At 57.0% G+C, this 15,369-nt stretch carries 15 protein-coding genes and 1 tRNA gene; 7 read left to right on the forward strand and 9 right to left on the reverse strand.

Annotated features, from left to right (window positions below):
* The first annotated feature begins 59 nt into the window (after positions 1–59).
* Complete coding sequence (locus tag C5J22_RS22515) at positions 60–923, forward strand: endonuclease/exonuclease/phosphatase family protein (RefSeq protein WP_105440062.1); 864 nt, start codon at positions 60–62, stop codon at positions 921–923.
* 45 nt (positions 924–968) lie between these two features.
* Here the strand turns inward: C5J22_RS22515 and C5J22_RS22520 are convergent, their stop codons facing one another.
* The 4 genes from C5J22_RS22520 to rplU form a co-directional block, all read right to left on the reverse strand.
* Positions 969–1,556, reverse strand: a complete 588-nt coding sequence (locus C5J22_RS22520) for a GNAT family N-acetyltransferase (protein WP_105440063.1) — start codon at positions 1,554–1,556, stop codon at positions 969–971.
* Entirely contained in the window at positions 1,553–2,188 is a 636-nt protein-coding gene (locus tag C5J22_RS22525; RefSeq protein ID WP_046606681.1) for a GNAT family N-acetyltransferase, read from the reverse strand. The genes C5J22_RS22520 and C5J22_RS22525 overlap by 4 nt, the downstream gene beginning before the upstream one ends.
* Before the next feature lie 129 nt (positions 2,189–2,317).
* Entirely contained in the window at positions 2,318–2,587 is a 270-nt protein-coding gene (gene rpmA, locus C5J22_RS22530) for a 50S ribosomal protein L27 (RefSeq protein ID WP_105430487.1), read from the reverse strand.
* Between the two features lie 32 nt (positions 2,588–2,619).
* Positions 2,620–2,931, reverse strand: coding sequence for a 50S ribosomal protein L21 (gene rplU, locus C5J22_RS22535; RefSeq protein WP_007757413.1), 312 nt, complete (start codon positions 2,929–2,931; stop codon positions 2,620–2,622).
* Positions 2,932–3,253: 322 nt separating this feature from the next.
* On the opposite strand from rplU, the gene C5J22_RS22540 reads away from it, so the two are divergent.
* A tRNA-Ser gene (locus tag C5J22_RS22540) sits at positions 3,254–3,343 on the forward strand.
* Positions 3,344–3,726: 383 nt separating this feature from the next.
* Here the strand turns inward: C5J22_RS22540 and C5J22_RS31335 are convergent.
* Together C5J22_RS31335 and C5J22_RS22550 are read right to left on the reverse strand one after the other, a co-directional pair.
* Positions 3,727–4,641 carry a hypothetical protein gene (locus tag C5J22_RS31335; RefSeq protein WP_172746747.1) on the reverse strand — a complete coding sequence of 305 codons (915 nt, stop codon included), beginning with the start codon at positions 4,639–4,641 and terminating at the stop codon, positions 3,727–3,729.
* A 9-nt stretch (positions 4,642–4,650) separates the two neighbouring features.
* A complete protein-coding gene (locus tag C5J22_RS22550; RefSeq protein WP_105440065.1) occupies positions 4,651–5,403 on the reverse strand; it encodes a hypothetical protein in 753 nt (250 codons plus the stop codon).
* 206 nt (positions 5,404–5,609) lie between these two features.
* Here C5J22_RS22550 and C5J22_RS22555 point away from each other — a divergent pair, with 206 nt between their 5' ends.
* The 3 genes from C5J22_RS22555 (at position 5,610) to C5J22_RS31340 (ending at position 9,064) form a co-directional block, all read left to right on the forward strand.
* Positions 5,610–6,602, forward strand: coding sequence for a site-specific integrase (locus C5J22_RS22555; RefSeq protein WP_105440066.1), 993 nt, complete (start codon positions 5,610–5,612; stop codon positions 6,600–6,602).
* 936 nt (positions 6,603–7,538) lie between these two features.
* Complete coding sequence (locus C5J22_RS22565; protein WP_245440499.1) at positions 7,539–8,543, forward strand: hypothetical protein; 1,005 nt, start codon at positions 7,539–7,541, stop codon at positions 8,541–8,543.
* Positions 8,544–8,716: 173 nt separating this feature from the next.
* Positions 8,717–9,064, forward strand: a complete 348-nt coding sequence (locus C5J22_RS31340) for a hypothetical protein (protein ID WP_172746748.1) — start codon at positions 8,717–8,719, stop codon at positions 9,062–9,064.
* A 22-nt stretch (positions 9,065–9,086) separates the two neighbouring features.
* Here C5J22_RS31340 and C5J22_RS22575 read toward each other — a convergent pair whose 3' ends face one another.
* Entirely contained in the window at positions 9,087–9,329 is a 243-nt protein-coding gene (locus C5J22_RS22575) for a hypothetical protein (RefSeq protein WP_105440070.1), read from the reverse strand.
* Positions 9,330–9,523: 194 nt separating this feature from the next.
* Between C5J22_RS22575 and C5J22_RS22580 the strand changes: the two genes are divergently transcribed.
* Together C5J22_RS22580 and C5J22_RS22585 are read left to right on the forward strand one after the other, a co-directional pair.
* Positions 9,524–10,090, forward strand: a complete 567-nt coding sequence (locus tag C5J22_RS22580) for a recombinase family protein (protein WP_105440134.1) — start codon at positions 9,524–9,526, stop codon at positions 10,088–10,090.
* 254 nt (positions 10,091–10,344) lie between these two features.
* Positions 10,345–11,457: a DUF4268 domain-containing protein gene (locus C5J22_RS22585; protein WP_105440071.1), complete on the forward strand. Its 1,113-nt coding sequence runs from the start codon at positions 10,345–10,347 to the stop codon at positions 11,455–11,457.
* Between the two features lie 148 nt (positions 11,458–11,605).
* Here C5J22_RS22585 and C5J22_RS22590 read toward each other — a convergent pair whose 3' ends face one another.
* Both C5J22_RS22590 and C5J22_RS22595 read right to left on the reverse strand, forming a co-directional pair.
* A complete protein-coding gene (locus C5J22_RS22590) occupies positions 11,606–12,349 on the reverse strand; it encodes a M48 family metallopeptidase (protein WP_105440072.1) in 744 nt (247 codons plus the stop codon).
* Position 12,350: 1 nt separating this feature from the next.
* Entirely contained in the window at positions 12,351–15,365 is a 3,015-nt protein-coding gene (locus tag C5J22_RS22595) for a type I restriction endonuclease subunit R (RefSeq protein ID WP_105440073.1), read from the reverse strand.
* Positions 15,366–15,369: the final 4 nt, after the last annotated feature.

The following is a 15,369-nucleotide window of genomic DNA, read 5'->3' on the forward strand; positions in this document are numbered from 1 at the left end:
TCAGTGCATGTCGATAGGGGTTTCGATATCGTCGGTTGGGGCGGAGGTCAAAGAATATCATGAAGTTCGTCAGCTATAACATTCAATACGGGGTCGGCATGGATGGCGTGTTCGATCCCGAACGCATCGCCGCGAGTATCGAGGGAGCGGATGTGATCGCGCTTCAGGAAGTGACCCGCGGTTTCCCCAGGAATGGCCATGTGGATCTTGTCGCCCGCTTCTCGGATCTGTTTCCGGACCATTTTCATGTCTATGGCGCACCTTGCGACCTGCTGCTCGACATCTCGGTCGAGAACGGCCGCCGCATCGAGCGCCGCTCCCAGTTCGGCAACATGATCCTGTCGCGCTGGCCGATCCTTGCCACCCGCCATCTTCTGCTGCCCCGCAGCCGCACCGTCGAGATGCTCAACCTGCAGCGCGGCGCGCTGGAAGCGGTCATCGTTGCACCCGGCGGGCCGCTTCGGGTCTATTCCGTCCATCTCGATCATGTCTCTGCCGATGAACGGCTCGGCCAGATCCGTTATCTCAAGGAGCGGGTGCTGAACTTCGTCTCCGAGGGCGGTTCGCTCACCGGCGGCGCCGAAGAGGGTTTCCCCGATCTGCCGCTGCCGGAGGATTTCCTGCTGATGGGCGATTTCAACATGGAGCCGGAATCGACGGAATATATCGCCCTGGCCGGCCAGCGGGACCGTTATTACGGCCGCATCCTGCGCGCCAACGAACCCGTCGACGTGCTGGACCGCCTTGGATCGGTGACGCCGGAGACCTATACCTGGGCGAAGCCGCCGGGCGACGGGCCGATAAAGATGCATCTCGATCATTGCTTCGTGAATGCCGGGCTGGTGCCGCGGCTGAAAAACGCCTGGATCGACAATGAGGCGCCTGGTTCCGACCATTTCCCGGTCTGGGTCGAGGTCGAGTGAATGATCCGGCGGAGTTTCCTTCGCCGGACCTTTGTTACCTGAGCGTCACGGTCGGGCCGGCCGCCGGAAATCCTCGGGCAAAAGCATGGTCTCGATATGCGGGACCAGGCGGTTGCGGGACAGGCTGAAGAGCTGGTTCGCATCGACGATTGTGAAGCCGAGCTTCTTCTGGACGTTCAGCGAGGCCAGATTATCCGCGAAGGCGCCGGAAAAGACCTGCGCTTCCGGCATCCGCCGGAAGAAACGTTCCAGCGTCCCGGCCACAGCTTCCGTCATGTAACCCCGATCCCAGTAGAGCCGGTTCAGCCAGTAGCCTAGACGCCATTGACCGCGTCTCAGCTCCAGGCAGACGGCGCCGATATGGGTGTCGTCACCGGTGGTGATCGCCAACGTCCAGTCCGGCAGGATGCCGGATGCATGCGGGACGAGCCAATCCAGCGCGTCCTGGCGGTCATAGGGCTGCGGCACCCTTGCCAGCATGCGGGCGACCTTGAAATCGCCAAGCGATTCGGCAATCGCCGTCGCATCGGTGATCTTGTGCGGGCGAAGAACCAGCCTTTCCGTGGTGATGACCGGGCAGGGGCCGGGCATCGTGACAGTCGAGCCGGTCTTCTGGAGGACGGCGGCGTTCATCGCAGTTCTCCCCAGCTTCTCAAGGACATCCAGGTCTTGCGGTCGAGCCGGAACCACTCGACGGCGACCATGCCGCCAAGCGCCAGGCAATCGATCATGCCGGTGCCCTGGAACTGGAAACCGCATTTCTGGATCACCCGCCGGGAGGCGATGTTGGTTACCCGGCAGCGGGCATCGATATGGTCGATGTTGTTGCGGGTGCGGAAGGCCATGTCGATCAGGGCATGGGCGGCTTCCGTGGCGTAACCTCTGTTCCAATGGGGTTCGCCAAGCCAATAGCCGAGCTCGAGCGTTCTCTCGTCCTGTTGCGGTTCAAGCGCGCAGCAACCGAGAAAGGCGCCGTTGTCTCCTCGCGTGATGGCGTAGACGCATTTGCCAATCTCGCCGGCCTTCGTGCGTCGCACGAAATCGGCTGCGTCTTTAGCCGTATAGGGATGCGGCATACGCGACACCATGGTCGCGATATTCGCATTGTTGGCGAGATGGGCAAGTGCGTCGATGTCTTCTTCGTGGGGCGTGCGCAGAACTAACCTCTGCGACAGTAAGACGGGGCAATCGCTTCTCGACCGGTCGGGTCTTAACCGATCCTCTGGCGGCCGGGATTGGCTCGCCCTTAGTAATTCGCCTTGCATGTTCAGTCCTCCTGTTGGGGCAAAGAAAAAGGGAAGATGGTGGTGTCCCATCTTCCCTTTTTTCTGACTGAACCTTTGGGCGTTCAGCCGGGTCGATGTGACACCGGCTGCTTAAAACGCTTGCCGGCTTTATTCTGCTGCTTCGGCTTTCGGCATTACGGACACGAACACACGACCATTGGCCTTGGTTCGGTAATTCACATTGCCTTCAGTAAGCGCAAAAATCGTGTGGTCCTTGCCGAGGCCGACATTGGCGCCCGGATGCCACTGCGTGCCGCGCTGGCGTACGATAATGTTGCCCGGAATGACGGCTTCGCCGCCGAACTTCTTCACGCCAAGGCGCTTGGAATTCGAATCGCGACCGTTGCGCGACGAACCGCCAGCTTTTTTATGTGCCATTGGAGTTCTCCTTTACCCTTCGAAACCCGTTGTTAAGCCAAGATGTCCGTGATGCGGACGACCGTGTGATGCTGGCGATGGCCGCGAATCCGCTTGGAATTCTGACGGCGACGCTTCTTGAAGGAAAGAACCTTCTTGCCGCGATTATGCTCGACCACTTCGGCCTTGACCGTCGCACCCGCAACAAAGGGAGCGCCGAACTTGGCATCGGCACCAACGCCGACAACCAGGATTTCATTGAATTCTACGACAGAACCAGCTTCGGCTTCCAGCTTTTCGATGGTGAGCACGTCGTTGGCTGCCACGCGGTACTGTTTACCGCCGGTCTTGATGACTGCGAACATTTTTTATCCTTTCATGTTCGTTCCGGCTCTGCCTTACTTACAAGGCGGCCGTCTTTTTATCAGTCGGGCTCTAGCAGGGTTTCGAAAGAGACGATCTTCTGGAACTTGCTGCCGGTGGAATTCGCGTGGCTGTTCCAACAACCTCCACACAAACAAAGAGGCATGGATACTTTTCCACGCCTGATCGCGAGCGGACATACGCGAGCGGCAAAAAACTGTCAAGACGAAAGGATGTAAAGACTTGATATTCGCCCCTTGCCAGCCCCATGTTTGCCCGCTATGAGAACGCCCGCGCTGACCAACGCGTCATCACGTCTTAAGCGGAGAGGTGGCTGAGTGGTCGAAAGCACCGCACTCGAAATGCGGCGTGCCTGCGAGGGCACCGTGGGTTCGAATCCCACCCTCTCCGCCATTATGAACCTTAGCTTATAGTGGTTTGCCGGTTAGATGGCCCTTCGAACCGGATAGGCTGCGCCCTTCTTCAACAAGTATTAGGCACGTTTGAGCCACGTCCGAGTAGGTCGCCATATTCTGCGAATATCACTTGACAATGCTGGCGGCCTTGTCCATTTAATGAGTCGACTCGACGAAGTGGACCTCACGTTTACCGTCTTGAACTGAGCCATAGCTGAGCTTTGGCTTGTTCTGAGAGGGACGGTAAGCGAAATGTCATTCATAGATGCTTCATCCTACAGGCCTGGGGATTAAGTAGACTAGGCACCAGACGTAAGTCTGAAAAATCGTCATCAACTCTCACGAAATTCGGAAAGCCTCGAGCTTAACAGCTACGGGGCTTTAACCGTTTCCTCTCATGCAATCATCAATAAGTAGATTCGCGTTTATCTTTTCCGGCTTCCAGATTCCGTTAAGCCGGCAAAATAGCGTCGTTCGACCTTTGTGGACGTGTCCGTCAGCTCGAGTGACATCGAAGTGGAATTTGTCTTCGTAGGTGCAGCCCAGTCGAAAATGGCGGGTCAAGGCGATATCAGCTCGATCTTGCGGACCCGCTGCCCCATGCTGGATTTCTGCGGAAGACGGGGTAAATCGCAAGTCTCCCTTTGCTTTGTAGGCGCGGTCTGCAAACCGATCTACTCTAAATGATTTTACCTTTTTCTGCTGCTTTTCGATGTCAAAATCGATTTTGAAGAGCTTTTCGATTCCCATCCCATAATTAATGGGAGGAAGAAGATATGGGGAATTCAATGAGGTCATATGATCCCTCAAGTGAGCTATTGCTGCGCGCCCCTTACTGATAGCATCAATTGCTGATGCCACGGTTCGACCGGCTCTACCATAGCACTGCTCGCCGAGAGAGACGGCTAACGGCGAGTAGTGCAAAGCCTCCTGTAATTTTTTGATATTCTCCCCTGGCTGATAAAGGAGAATAATATGATCCGGTTTCAACAAGCTGCAGGTCTGTCCGTCGGCCAGAGAGCAGCGTTTACCTCCTGAATGATTTAGCTGGCAGTGCTGAGTGGGATTTCTGCAGAAGCTGCTAGGTCGCTTCTTCTCTCCAAACACAGCATCGCGGCAAGCGTCCAGAATCGACTCGACTTCCTCATCGCCATAGTGGGCTTTATCATCCTTATGAAGTCGTGATGATGCCACACGGAAGACGTAGCCGGTGGAGTAATGGGCACGCAAACCCGCAAGCACAGCACTGTGAATTGCGCTTGGAACTCCCGCTAAAATAACCGCTGTATTTGCCATTGATGACTACTACAGCACCAAGGCGGCCAGGAGATCTAGGGAAATGCTATAATTCTTCCGTTCTTTCTCCGGTATAGAAGATACCAGATGTCGTAACGCATCAATCCCTCTGGGTTCCATTACATTCGGGGTAGACGGAGCTATCTTGCTCGCCGGCGCGGGATCAGAAGGCCCACGTGTCCGAGAGCGATCTTCTCTCTGAATGTGGTCTTCGAGAATATACCCCCTAAGCTTGAACCACTCTTCTATCGCGCTATAGGCGGCACGATTACGCTGTGGAAGCGCCAGCTCTGCGGCGGGAATGCGATGAGGCTCGATTTCTTCCCATCCGGGCGACGGCGCCGCTGAGTCCTCGGGGCCGTCCCAAAAATAGACTTCAGGCGTAAGTCGTATGAACCGCCTGTCGCCTTCCTTGATAGGTCTGAAAAACGCTGCCCATAGAACTTTGTCTAGGCGGGGCAACGGCTCGTCGCGACGTGCAGTAGCTGACTCGTCAACAAACACGGCAAGAGTGCCCTGAGTGCCGATAAATCCTACCTTTCCCTCAAGATGTTCAGACAAGACCTGCGATAATGTAGTGCTCCTACCAAGGAGTAATCTTATAGGTTTGCCGAATTCCTTCGCGATACGTCCGCCAAGCTTCGATAAAAGCACTGGCTTTTCCGGCTCGTCAGATTCTACAAGAAACTTGTAAACCCACTCAGCTACCTTTTTATCGTATGCCTCTACGACGGAGTCCGTTTCGGAATGCTGTAGACTCATCAGATTGATACTCGACGGTGAAATGACGTAGCGATTTGTTCTAGCCGTGAATCAACCACGTGCGGCGTGAAAAATAAAGGTGAAATGTTAGCTCGAGTAACCCGCTGCCGAGACAGCGACGTCATAATGGTTGGTGCGGGGGATAATCCTTGGCACCCCTCCTGGGGCATCCTACGCGTGGCCTTCAACACCGTCTGGAGGTCACCATGGCAACGATCAGAAAACTCAGAGGACGCTGGCAAGCACAGGTCCGTCGTCGCGGTATGAAGCCGCGGGCGAAGAGCTTTGACAACAAAGCCGACGCAGAGAAGTGGGCACGGGATCTTGAGAGTCAGGTCGATCGGTTTGGCGCGGCACCGGATACAAAGATCCTCGAGAGCACGACGCTAGGCGCTCTCCTTGAGCGCTACCAACGCGAAATCACGCCGACAAAGCGCGGCGCGGTCCAGGAAGATCAGCGGATCGACGTGCTTCGTCGCCATGATCTCTCACACCGAACGTTGATAGGCCTCAGCCAGCAAGACATCGCATCGTTTCGCGACGAGCGGCTTCGATCGGTAGCTCCCTCTACGACTGTTCGAGAGATGGCGATATTGAGCCATGTTCTCGAGGTCGCTACCCGCGATTGGGGAATGCCGCTGGCGAAGAACGTCGTTAAGCTGGTTCGTCGTCCGGTCATACGGAATGAACGCAGCCGACGCCTGACAGGTGACGAGGAGCAACGGCTTCTCGATGGTTGTGCTGGCGGGAAAATCTCATTTTTCAGGACGTTGCTTGTCGTGGCCATCGAGACCGGGATGCGTCGCGGTGAAATCCTGGGGCTGCGCTGGAGTGACATCTCGCACAATCGCCGGGTGATCTCGCTCTCGCAGACTAAGAATGGCACTAGCCGTGATGTGCCCATGTCTCAACGAGCATTTGACGCGCTGACAGAATGGCGGGCTCAAGCGGATGTTGATCAGCTTCTCGTTTTCCCGATGAACGCAGGATCCCTCGAGCAAGTCTGGCGCCGCCTTCTGATACGTGTCGATATCAAGGGACTGCGCTTCCACGATCTACGACACGAAGGCGTGAGCCGCTTGTTCGAGCGAGGGCTGAACGTGATCGAGGTCAGTAGCATCTCCGGTCACAAGGAGCTGCGGATGCTGAAGCGCTATACGCATTTGAGCGCTGATGATCTCGTTGCCCGTCTAGGTTAACTTGTCGCGAGTTACCGCGCACCTTTACATTTTCCTCTTCGAGAACGCCTTTATGACAAGGTCAGTGACTCCAGACGTTGACAACAACCAATCTATGGTTGTTGGCGACCTTGTCGTAAAACCTCAAAAATCCTGCAAAACCTGCTCCGACCTTGTCAGAATCTTTCCCGTTTCTTGACAAAACGCCGGAAATCGATGGATTTTGACGCCGATGTCAAGGTCACCCGACGCGTCACGGTTGCATGGATCGTAGCGTGGTCTTACCACAAGCACCGGCACGCACCGGATTTGTGGGATGTCGCGGTCGATTCCTTCCGGATTTATTCATTCAGCTTGGGACACCTTGATTGCCAGCGCCGAAAACATTTCCGGGCATGCCTGGGCCTCGTGCTGGTAGATTGATCGAGGGCACAGCGCCTGGTCCGTTTGCGCCAACGATCTTAGCCTGCTCGACCTCACTGTATTCAGATCGCCTCGCGCCCGTGCAACAAACGGACGATGAGCGGAAGCGCGATGTCTTTCTCTCCACATCAATTCGGTGCCGACTAGCCTCCCGTGCCTAGACGAAGTGGTGACTGTTGCCGGGCTACTCCCGCATGCAGCCGCACGTCGAAGTCCTAGAAATAAGCAAGCTGCTTGATGGGGATGCTTTCCGTGGTGGCGACGAACCGACCGACCTATCCTCCTCAGCCAAGATCGACATAGGAGCTCGTTGGCAAGCGCCGAAGACAATGCCTCGTAATCCGTCGTTTCGAGCGACGGATTGCGCCACGGCGAATCCCCGAGTCAACGCATGGGATATGGCTTGAGAAATTTCTTCTGCGATTTGTGCGGCCCGACGCCGATCTCGCTATAACCGCAAATAGGCAAGCGCTCGCCAACATCCAACAACCAATTGCCGGACGACAACCGTCGCCCGAAGGAGAACCTATGCTTATGGACCAGGCAAAGCTTGCTGAGCGCATTGAAGATGTCGTGCGGATGAGGACGATCCTGCATCCCAAGGACTGGCAGGACGAGAGCCAGCTTATGATGACGCGGTGGTTCGACTACCGCTTCATGTCGCCTATCGAGGCAACTATGGCCTTCGCCCGCTATTATATTGCAGGACTTCGTGGCTACGTGCGGCGGCATGTCGACCGGGAGCTTTCTGAAACGGTGTCCGGCATCAGGAGCGGCGTGCCCACTGCGCGCGTTGCGTGGTTCACCGCCTTGTGGCGGGCACGGGCGCGCACTGACGCAATTTTCGTCCCTTACGATCTGCTGATCGACTTCAGCTTTGATTTTTCTTCTCGTCGGAAGCGCTACTGGACGATGCTTCCGCATCAGTTACATGCGTCGCCTAAGAATGGCGAAGCATGGTGGGCGGTCTTTGACGACGCCGTCGAGGATCTGCTTCCGCGTCGCATGCGCACTGTGGCCGACATGCCGCATTACCGGATTGAGAATGATCTCGGTCTCCCGGCTCAGAGGCATTTCCGTGATCTGATCTTGTCGGAGATGCGGCATCAATATCGTATGCTGAATGAGCAGATTGCAGATTGGGTTTTCGTCAAGCGCCATCTGACGTTGGAGCAGGTGCTTTCTTTGGCGCCGGTGGACGCAGACCGCTCTGAAATTGAGCGTCGGGCGCGGGCTGAAGCAGAAGACCGTGCTTGGGAAGTTCGGCCGGTCACCAAGCTCGACAAGGCGGATTTGCTCCCCAGCTGCTTTGCTGTTGCTGAAACCATCAATGAGACCCGCGCTCCCTGCGACACCTGCGCACTGGTAGATCATTGCAAGACGGCGGCTGCCGAAGCGATCGAGATTACTATTCGCACGACCGGGTCGGGCTCACCCGTATTGAGTGCTGACCGCGCGCGCAAGCGGTTAAATACTCAGAAGTGCCGCAGTAAGACGAAGCCTCTCCCGGCCGGGTCATCAGACTCTGAAAGTGACTGAATAACCGGAAGTGTAACCGCTCTCTATATGAACTTCTATTTAGAGAATAGAATTAACATAGAGAGCGGTTACGACGAATCTCTCCCAGATCAGAGATTTTCTGGAGGACATATTAGGGAACTGGATTTGTTCCGGTTCCTCGTTTCTAATCATACGCAACCAAGAGAACTAAAATGGAAATTATTGATACGCGCCGGTTCTTCCGCAACCGCTTCGAATACTATGTAGCCACGAAGGACGGCTCTGGCGCCGGCGTGCGCGATGAAGCCGAAATCTCACTCCAGCGGCTCTGCGAAGTTCTTGAATGTGATCCGGAACCCTTCCCGTGCCGTTACGATGCTGAAATGCGGAGGCTCTGCGGCCATGAATACCTCACTTGGTTCCGTCATGAGCGTAGCTACGGTGACGTTGCCCGCTTGGTGAATAGAAAGTTGGCGGGAGAAGATGGTCGCCTGCCGCCTGTAGGAGCGCGATGGGTGCATGCCTTGCTGAGGGAGTCTTGCGATAAGCCTGCTCGGTGAGAGTAAAAGAAGCTGGAGCGGCCTAACCAAGCCAGGGTCGCTCCGGATCCTCTGGGTTGGCAGCGAGATCGTTCCCTCCTTGTGACCCTTGACGTCGCTCTTGTTCTCCCGGCGACAACGCTGCAATGACAATCAGAGATACCAGGCTGAAGAAAAATCCGAGGGCGAACCAGCCGAAAGGATCGCGGTTCTTGTTGGCAGCTAAGATCGCACACGCGCCACCAAAGATGAGTCCCGTCGAAAAGATGATCAACGTAAGGTCCATGGTTTTCAGGTCCGTCAAGATCGACCGAGAGCGAAAGGGAACCTTTGTCCGATAGAGGTCAGCTGTAACTGCTGATCCGGACGCATCCTATGGTTTCAAGGGCTTCCGGAGAAGCGCCATTTAATGACCGACAGAGCGAAATCCTTCCTTTATGTCAATTGCTTAGCAGCCATCGGAGCGTAAGGATGTTGGGGATGAAGCTAGTCGGTTATGCCCGTGTATCAACAGTCGAGCAGAACCTCGATATGCAGATCGCCGCGTTGAAGGCGGCTGGCTGCACGGAGATATTCACCGATCACGGATTGTCCGGTGCCGACTTCCAGCGTCCTGGCCTTCTCAAGGCTCTCAGGAGAATCAAGCGGGGTGACATGCTCGTCGTTTGGCGACTCGACCGGCTTGGACGATCTCTTGTCGACCTAATTCAAACGGTGAACGGGCTATCGAAGCGGGGCTGTGATTTCCGATCGCTGACCGAGAGCATCGATACGTCGTCCTCGGGCGGAAGGTTGGTTTTTCATATGATGGCCGCGATGGCAGAATTTGAGAGAGCCATCATCAGCGAGCGAACCAAGGCGGGCATGGAGGCTGCAAGAGCGCGAGGATCTCGCATTGGACGTCGCCCCTCAATGACCGATATTCAGACTGAAGCTGCCAGGCGCGCAATCGAGACCGACATGGAGGCCGTCGTCGATGTCGCGGCAAGATATAAGGTTCACCCAAAAACTCTGGCTCGCCTTCTACGTGAAGCGCCGGTCAGATAGTGGACATTTCACATTCGAATCACAGACTGGATGGCCAACGAGCCCTGCAGAATGGCCCGTTCGCGAACCTATGCGCATCCAGTATGCTAGTGTGCATTTCCTCACCAGCGTAGATGCTGGTTGCCTCATCGATATTGTGTGTCTGATGCTATTCCCGCCGTGCCTCGCGGCACGATGGGCCTAGAGAAGAAATGTTTACTTCCGCATAAGATGTTCAATGACCGTTATGTATCCACCTTCGAGAAGGCCGACTGATGTTTCGTGTCGATCGCACGCAAAACCGCATCTTCCGTCTAGCCCAGAAGCGCTTCGGCGATTTGGCTCTCCGGGAACGTGACCATCTGCAGGAGTGGCTGGTTCACCAGCCCGATGCTCTGGGCGAGGATCTGCTGATCTTGCAGAAGGAATTCGATGGCTTCGACGAGACGCGCGAACGTCTTGATTTGTTGGCACTCGATAAGACTGGCAACCTAGTGGTAATCGAAAACAAGCTGGACGATTCAGGCCGCGACGTAACCTGGCAGGCGCTAAAATATGCCGCCTATACGTCCGGTCTAAAGAAGACTCAGATCGTCGACATTCACCAACAATACCTTGACCGCTATTGCGGCGGCGGAAATGCCCTGCAGGCAATCTGCGACTTCATGGAGGTCGAGGATCAGAACGAAGCCGTGCTGAATCCCGGCAACGGCCAGCGGATTATGTTTGTAGCCGCAAACTTCAGACGTGAGGTGACCGCGACGGCGCTATGGCTAATAGGCCGCGGAATTGCGGTGCAATGCTTCCGCGTGACGCCATTCGGTTTCGGCGACGAACTGTTCCTCGACCTGCAGCAGATTATCCCTCCTCCGGAGGCCGAGGACTATATGATCGGCATCGCTTCGAAAGAAGTAGAAGAGACGACGTCGATCGCGGGGCAAAAACGGCGCCACATTTTACGCCGTGAGTTCTGGGATCTGGCTCTGGACCAGATGCGCACGGACGGAGTGTCGATGTTCGCCAACGTCAGTCCTGGCAACGATAACTGGCTTAGCGGAGGGTCTGGGGTCGGAGGCTGCCCGTTTCAGATCCTCTACTTGCAGGATGGTGTGAGGGTTCAGCTGGCGATGGGTAAGAGCAGCGGAGAGGTAAACAAGCGGATGTTCGATCGGCTCTACGCGCAAAAAGAAAAAATCGAAAAGGACTTTGGGGCTGCGCTGGACTGGCGTCGCTCGGATCACCTCAAGAGCAGCCTCATCGCCTATGACCAAACGTTCGATGGACTTGATCGCGAAATGTGGCCCCAGATGGCGATGTGGTTGTCCGTGCATGTCCAGAAGCTAGAGGCGGCGCTGCGCGCGCCTTTGGCTGAGATTTCCCGCAACTGAAGGTTCTGGAAAGCCAGGCGGGATGACAGGAGCTGCAAATCGACCAGGAGACTCGCTGACGCGTTTGGCACGGCGAGAGCTGCGAAGCGACGTTTAGTATCGCCGAACCAGCCAGTGAGCTTCCTTGAGTCAAAAAATGCATCGCTCGTTAAACCGACGCTTCCACCCTCTCCCACCCCAGCAAATGCTCGTTTTTGTCGAGCCAGTCCTTGCGCTCCTTCCAATCGGGCTGAACGCGCGCCACCAGGTCCCAGAATTCCGGCTCGTGGTTGCGGTGCTTCAGATGGCACATCTCGTGAACGACCGCGTATTCCAGAACCGGCTTCGGCGCGAAGATGAGGTGCCAGTTGAGGTTGATCTGCCGGTCCAAGCCGCAGCTACCCCACATGTGCTTCTGATCCTTGATCTGCACGCCGCGGGGTTTGAGCCCATGTCGCGCGCCGAGCCGACGGACGAAGTCACGAGCGTCATCGCGCACTCGACGTTTTAGCCACAGTCTTAGCGTGCTCTCGATGATCGCATCAGACGACTCAGGCGAAAGATCGCGCGGCCTGCGGATCTGGAAGCCGTTGCGAAAGTTGATCTCAACCAGAGATCCGTCGAAGGGCTCAATGGAAAGCTTGGTCATCCGGCCACGATAGGGGATCTTGGCGCCGGTCACGAACTGGTAGACGCGCGTTTGGGCCTTTGCGCGTTCCTGCATGTGCTGCACGGTCTCGATGATCCAGGCGCGCCGACGGTCCAACACGGCGTTGATCTGATTGTCGGTAGCTCCCTCCGGCACCAACAGCTCGAATGACTGCGGCGTGACGCTGAGGCTCGCCTTTCGGGCCCTGGGCGAGCGCCGCAAGGTGTATTCGATCTGCCGCTCGCCGATGCGATAGACGGCCATCTCACTGCCCCGCGAAATGCTTGAGCGCGTAGGCCTCGACCTCTTCCGGGATCTCCCTAAGCTGGGTAAGGCCGGCCAGATGCGCCATGGAACGCACCTGCTGGCGCAGGCTCTTGCGGAGGCCATCCTTCTGCCACCAGCCGACGGGCGCGGTCACTGGGTCGGTGTAGAGGCCTTCCAGCCGGGTTGCCAGATCCTCGCCCTCCGGCCCCGAGGCAAAGCCGTTGAGGATCTGCAGGATGCCATAGGCGCCGGGAGAGAGGCCCGCCTCGACATGGGCGGCGTCCTCGGCGGTGATATCCTTCGCCAGCTCTTCGGCGGCCTTCAGCTTCTCGCCCCAAGAGAGCTGCGCGCTTTCCAGCTTTTCTAAGAGCTGGCGAAGGCGCTCGGAGAACTTGCCGTATTGATGTGGACTGTCGTCGATGCGCTCGGTGACGGTCTTGCGCAGCTCCGTCGTCTTGCGGATCGCGGCCGTCATCAGGTCTTCCTCGGTCTTGCCCTCGGGATCGAAATCCTCCCAGAACTCCGGGTCGGTGATGTGGCGCAGCTTGACGGTGACACTCAGACCCGTTGCCTCCAGATGCTTCTCCAGCATCTCGCGGATCTTCTCGCTGTAGTTCATCTGGTCGAAGGCCTGGCGCTTCTCGAAGTGCTGGGTGCCATAAAGCAGGAAGTTAGCGACCCACTTTAGATCAGCGGTAAACTCAAGAACGCTTGGGTCCGGGCTCAACGTTTCATAGAGCGCGATGAAGCTGCGTGCCTTCGCCTTGAAATCGAACCACTTGTCCTCGGTGCCCAGCAGCTTCACGAAGGCATCATATTCCGCCTTCAGCGCGTCCTTGTCGCTCGCCTTGCGTTTCAGCGGCTTCATCAACGCGGCGATGGCAGAGTGAGCTGCCCTTAGTTGGTTGCGCAGGTCGTCCAGGTCGCGCATGGCGTTCTTCACGTCATCGGCGCGGTAGGAAGAGAGCGCCTCTTCCAGGTGACCGGAAACACCGATGTAATCGACAATCAATCCGTTGCGCTTCCTAGAGTCAGAGACGCGGTTGGTGCGGGCGATCGCTTGCAGCAGGCCATGTTCCTTGAGCGGCTTGTCGAGATACATGACACTTTCGATGGGGCAGTCGAAGCCGGTCAGCAGCTTGTCGCAGACGATCAGGAACTGCGGATCATCACCTTTGCGGCCAAAGGCCTTCTTCGCCAGCTTCTCGGCTTCGGCATCCAGGTAGTGTGCCTTCAGTTCGATGCGGATCGCCTGCTTGTGGGCGTCCTCGCTCGGCTTGCTGTCTTCCTGGTTGATCGAATAGACGCAGGCCGACATGGCATCGGCGCGGGCGAGCGCCTCGACGGGCTCCATGCCCTCGGCCATAAGTTCCTCGGCAATCACTTTGGTCAGTGCCTGCTTGTAGACGATCACCGCCTCGCGATCGATGGCGACGATCTGGGCCTTGAATCCATCAGGCCGGGCATACTGCTTGAAATGCGTCCAGATATCATAGGCGATCAGCTCGATGCGGCGCGGATGCTTGACCAGATCCTCGATCTGCACCCAGCGCTTCTTGATCTCGTTGAGCTTGTCGTCGTCCAGTTCGGCGAACCAGGTGTCGAACAGGATGTCGATCTTCGCCTCGTCGATATGCCAGTCGGTCTTGCGGCCGGTATAGTAGATTGGCACGGTCGCACCATCGGCCACGGCGTCGTCGATGCCGTATTTGTCGAGATAGCCTTCTCCGGGCACACCGAAATTCTCGTAGGTGTTCTTGTCGTCCTTCTTCACCGGCGTGCCGGTGAAACCGAAGAAGCGGGCGTTAGGCAGCGTGGCGCGGAGATAGGCGCCGAGATCCTTCTCCTGGGTCCGGTGGGCCTCGTCCACCATCACGATCCAGTTTTCCGAATTGGCAATCGCCTCCTTCGAGCCCTGGAACTTGAAGATGGTGGAAAGCGCCGTGTTCCCGTCCTTGCCGCTGCGGATCAGCGCATGCAGATCCTTGATGCTCTCGATCGCCGTCGGGTTCGGCAGCCCGCAGGCGACGAAGGTGCCGCTGATCTGGGAATGCAGATCCACCCGGTCCGTCAGCACCAGAATGTTCGGGTTGGTCAGTGCCTCGGACTGGATCGTCCGGTGCGTCTTTAGCTTCAGTGCGGCAAACACCATGGTCAGCGATTTGCCGCTGCCCTGTGTGTGCCAGATCAGCCCCTGCCGGTGCTTGCCCTCGATGACGCGCTCGACGATGCGATTGACGGCGCGGAACTGCTGGTAGCGGCAAATTTTCTTGATCGTGCCGGTCTCGGTCTTTTCGAACACCACATAATGCGCGATCAGATCCAACAGCCGGCTCGGCTCCAGCAGGCACCAGAGGCCCTTGGCAAGCGTGTCGGGAAAATCGACATCCCGTTTCGGCCAAGGGTCGCGCCACTCGGCAAAGTATTTCGAGCCGGAGCCTGTCGCGCCATAGAGCACCAGCGCGCCGTCGGTGACGATGTTGAAGACATTGGAGAAGAACAGGCGCGGAATGTCCCGCTCATATTGCCGGATCTGCTCAAAGGCCTCGCCGGTCTTGTCCTTCACATTCAACGGGCTTTTCGCCTCGATGACGACGAGCGGAATACCGTTCACATAGACCACAACATCGGGCTTGCGCGTGTTCTCAGCTTTCACCCTGAGCTGATGTGTTACGACATATAGGTTGTTGCCGGGATTAAGAAAATCGATCACGCGCAGCGTCTGGCGCGTTTCCTGGCCGGTCACCTTGCGGGCATAATCGCCGCGCAGCACCTTCAGCCAAGCCTCGTTGTCGCTGATCGCGGCAAGCTCGCCATAGGCGGCTTCGGCAGACGGGCGGTCGATCCCGTTGATGCGCATCAGCGCCTCGATCAACTGCGGGCGAAACAGAACCTGGTTCTCGCCCTCGCGCAAACTGGCATGCTCCGCCGCCGCCACGAAGCCATAGTCCATGGCCTTCAGATGCTCGATGGTCGGGCGCTCGGCAAACTGCCATTCGGGGCCTTGGCTCATGGGC

The sequence above is a fragment of the Neorhizobium sp. T25_13 genome, assembly GCF_002968675.1.
Lineage (GTDB): Bacteria > Pseudomonadota > Alphaproteobacteria > Rhizobiales > Rhizobiaceae > Neorhizobium > Neorhizobium tomejilense.

Excerpts from the sequence above, each read along its gene's own strand:
- C5J22_RS22525 (WP_046606681.1), bottom strand. The coding sequence starts at position 2,188 with ATGCAAGGCGAATTACTAAGGGCGAGCCAATCCCGGCCGCCAGAGGAT.
- C5J22_RS22595 (WP_105440073.1), bottom strand. The coding sequence starts at position 15,365 with ATGAGCCAAGGCCCCGAATGGCAGTTTGCCGAGCGCCCGACCATCGAG.
- C5J22_RS22585 (WP_105440071.1), top strand. The coding sequence starts at position 10,345 with ATGTTTCGTGTCGATCGCACGCAAAACCGCATCTTCCGTCTAGCCCAG.
- C5J22_RS22575 (WP_105440070.1), bottom strand. The coding sequence starts at position 9,329 with ATGGACCTTACGTTGATCATCTTTTCGACGGGACTCATCTTTGGTGGC.
- C5J22_RS22520 (WP_105440063.1), bottom strand. The coding sequence starts at position 1,556 with ATGAACGCCGCCGTCCTCCAGAAGACCGGCTCGACTGTCACGATGCCC.
- C5J22_RS22580 (WP_105440134.1), top strand. The coding sequence starts at position 9,524 with ATGAAGCTAGTCGGTTATGCCCGTGTATCAACAGTCGAGCAGAACCTC.
- C5J22_RS31340 (WP_172746748.1), top strand. The coding sequence starts at position 8,717 with ATGGAAATTATTGATACGCGCCGGTTCTTCCGCAACCGCTTCGAATAC.
- C5J22_RS22555 (WP_105440066.1), top strand. The coding sequence starts at position 5,610 with ATGGCAACGATCAGAAAACTCAGAGGACGCTGGCAAGCACAGGTCCGT.
- C5J22_RS22550 (WP_105440065.1), bottom strand. The coding sequence starts at position 5,403 with ATGAGTCTACAGCATTCCGAAACGGACTCCGTCGTAGAGGCATACGAT.
- rpmA (WP_105430487.1), bottom strand. The coding sequence starts at position 2,587 with ATGGCACATAAAAAAGCTGGCGGTTCGTCGCGCAACGGTCGCGATTCG.
- C5J22_RS22590 (WP_105440072.1), bottom strand. The coding sequence starts at position 12,349 with ATGGCCGTCTATCGCATCGGCGAGCGGCAGATCGAATACACCTTGCGG.
- C5J22_RS22565 (WP_245440499.1), top strand. The coding sequence starts at position 7,539 with ATGGACCAGGCAAAGCTTGCTGAGCGCATTGAAGATGTCGTGCGGATG.
- C5J22_RS31335 (WP_172746747.1), bottom strand. The coding sequence starts at position 4,641 with ATGGCAAATACAGCGGTTATTTTAGCGGGAGTTCCAAGCGCAATTCAC.
- rplU (WP_007757413.1), bottom strand. The coding sequence starts at position 2,931 with ATGTTCGCAGTCATCAAGACCGGCGGTAAACAGTACCGCGTGGCAGCC.
- C5J22_RS22515 (WP_105440062.1), top strand. The coding sequence starts at position 60 with ATGAAGTTCGTCAGCTATAACATTCAATACGGGGTCGGCATGGATGGC.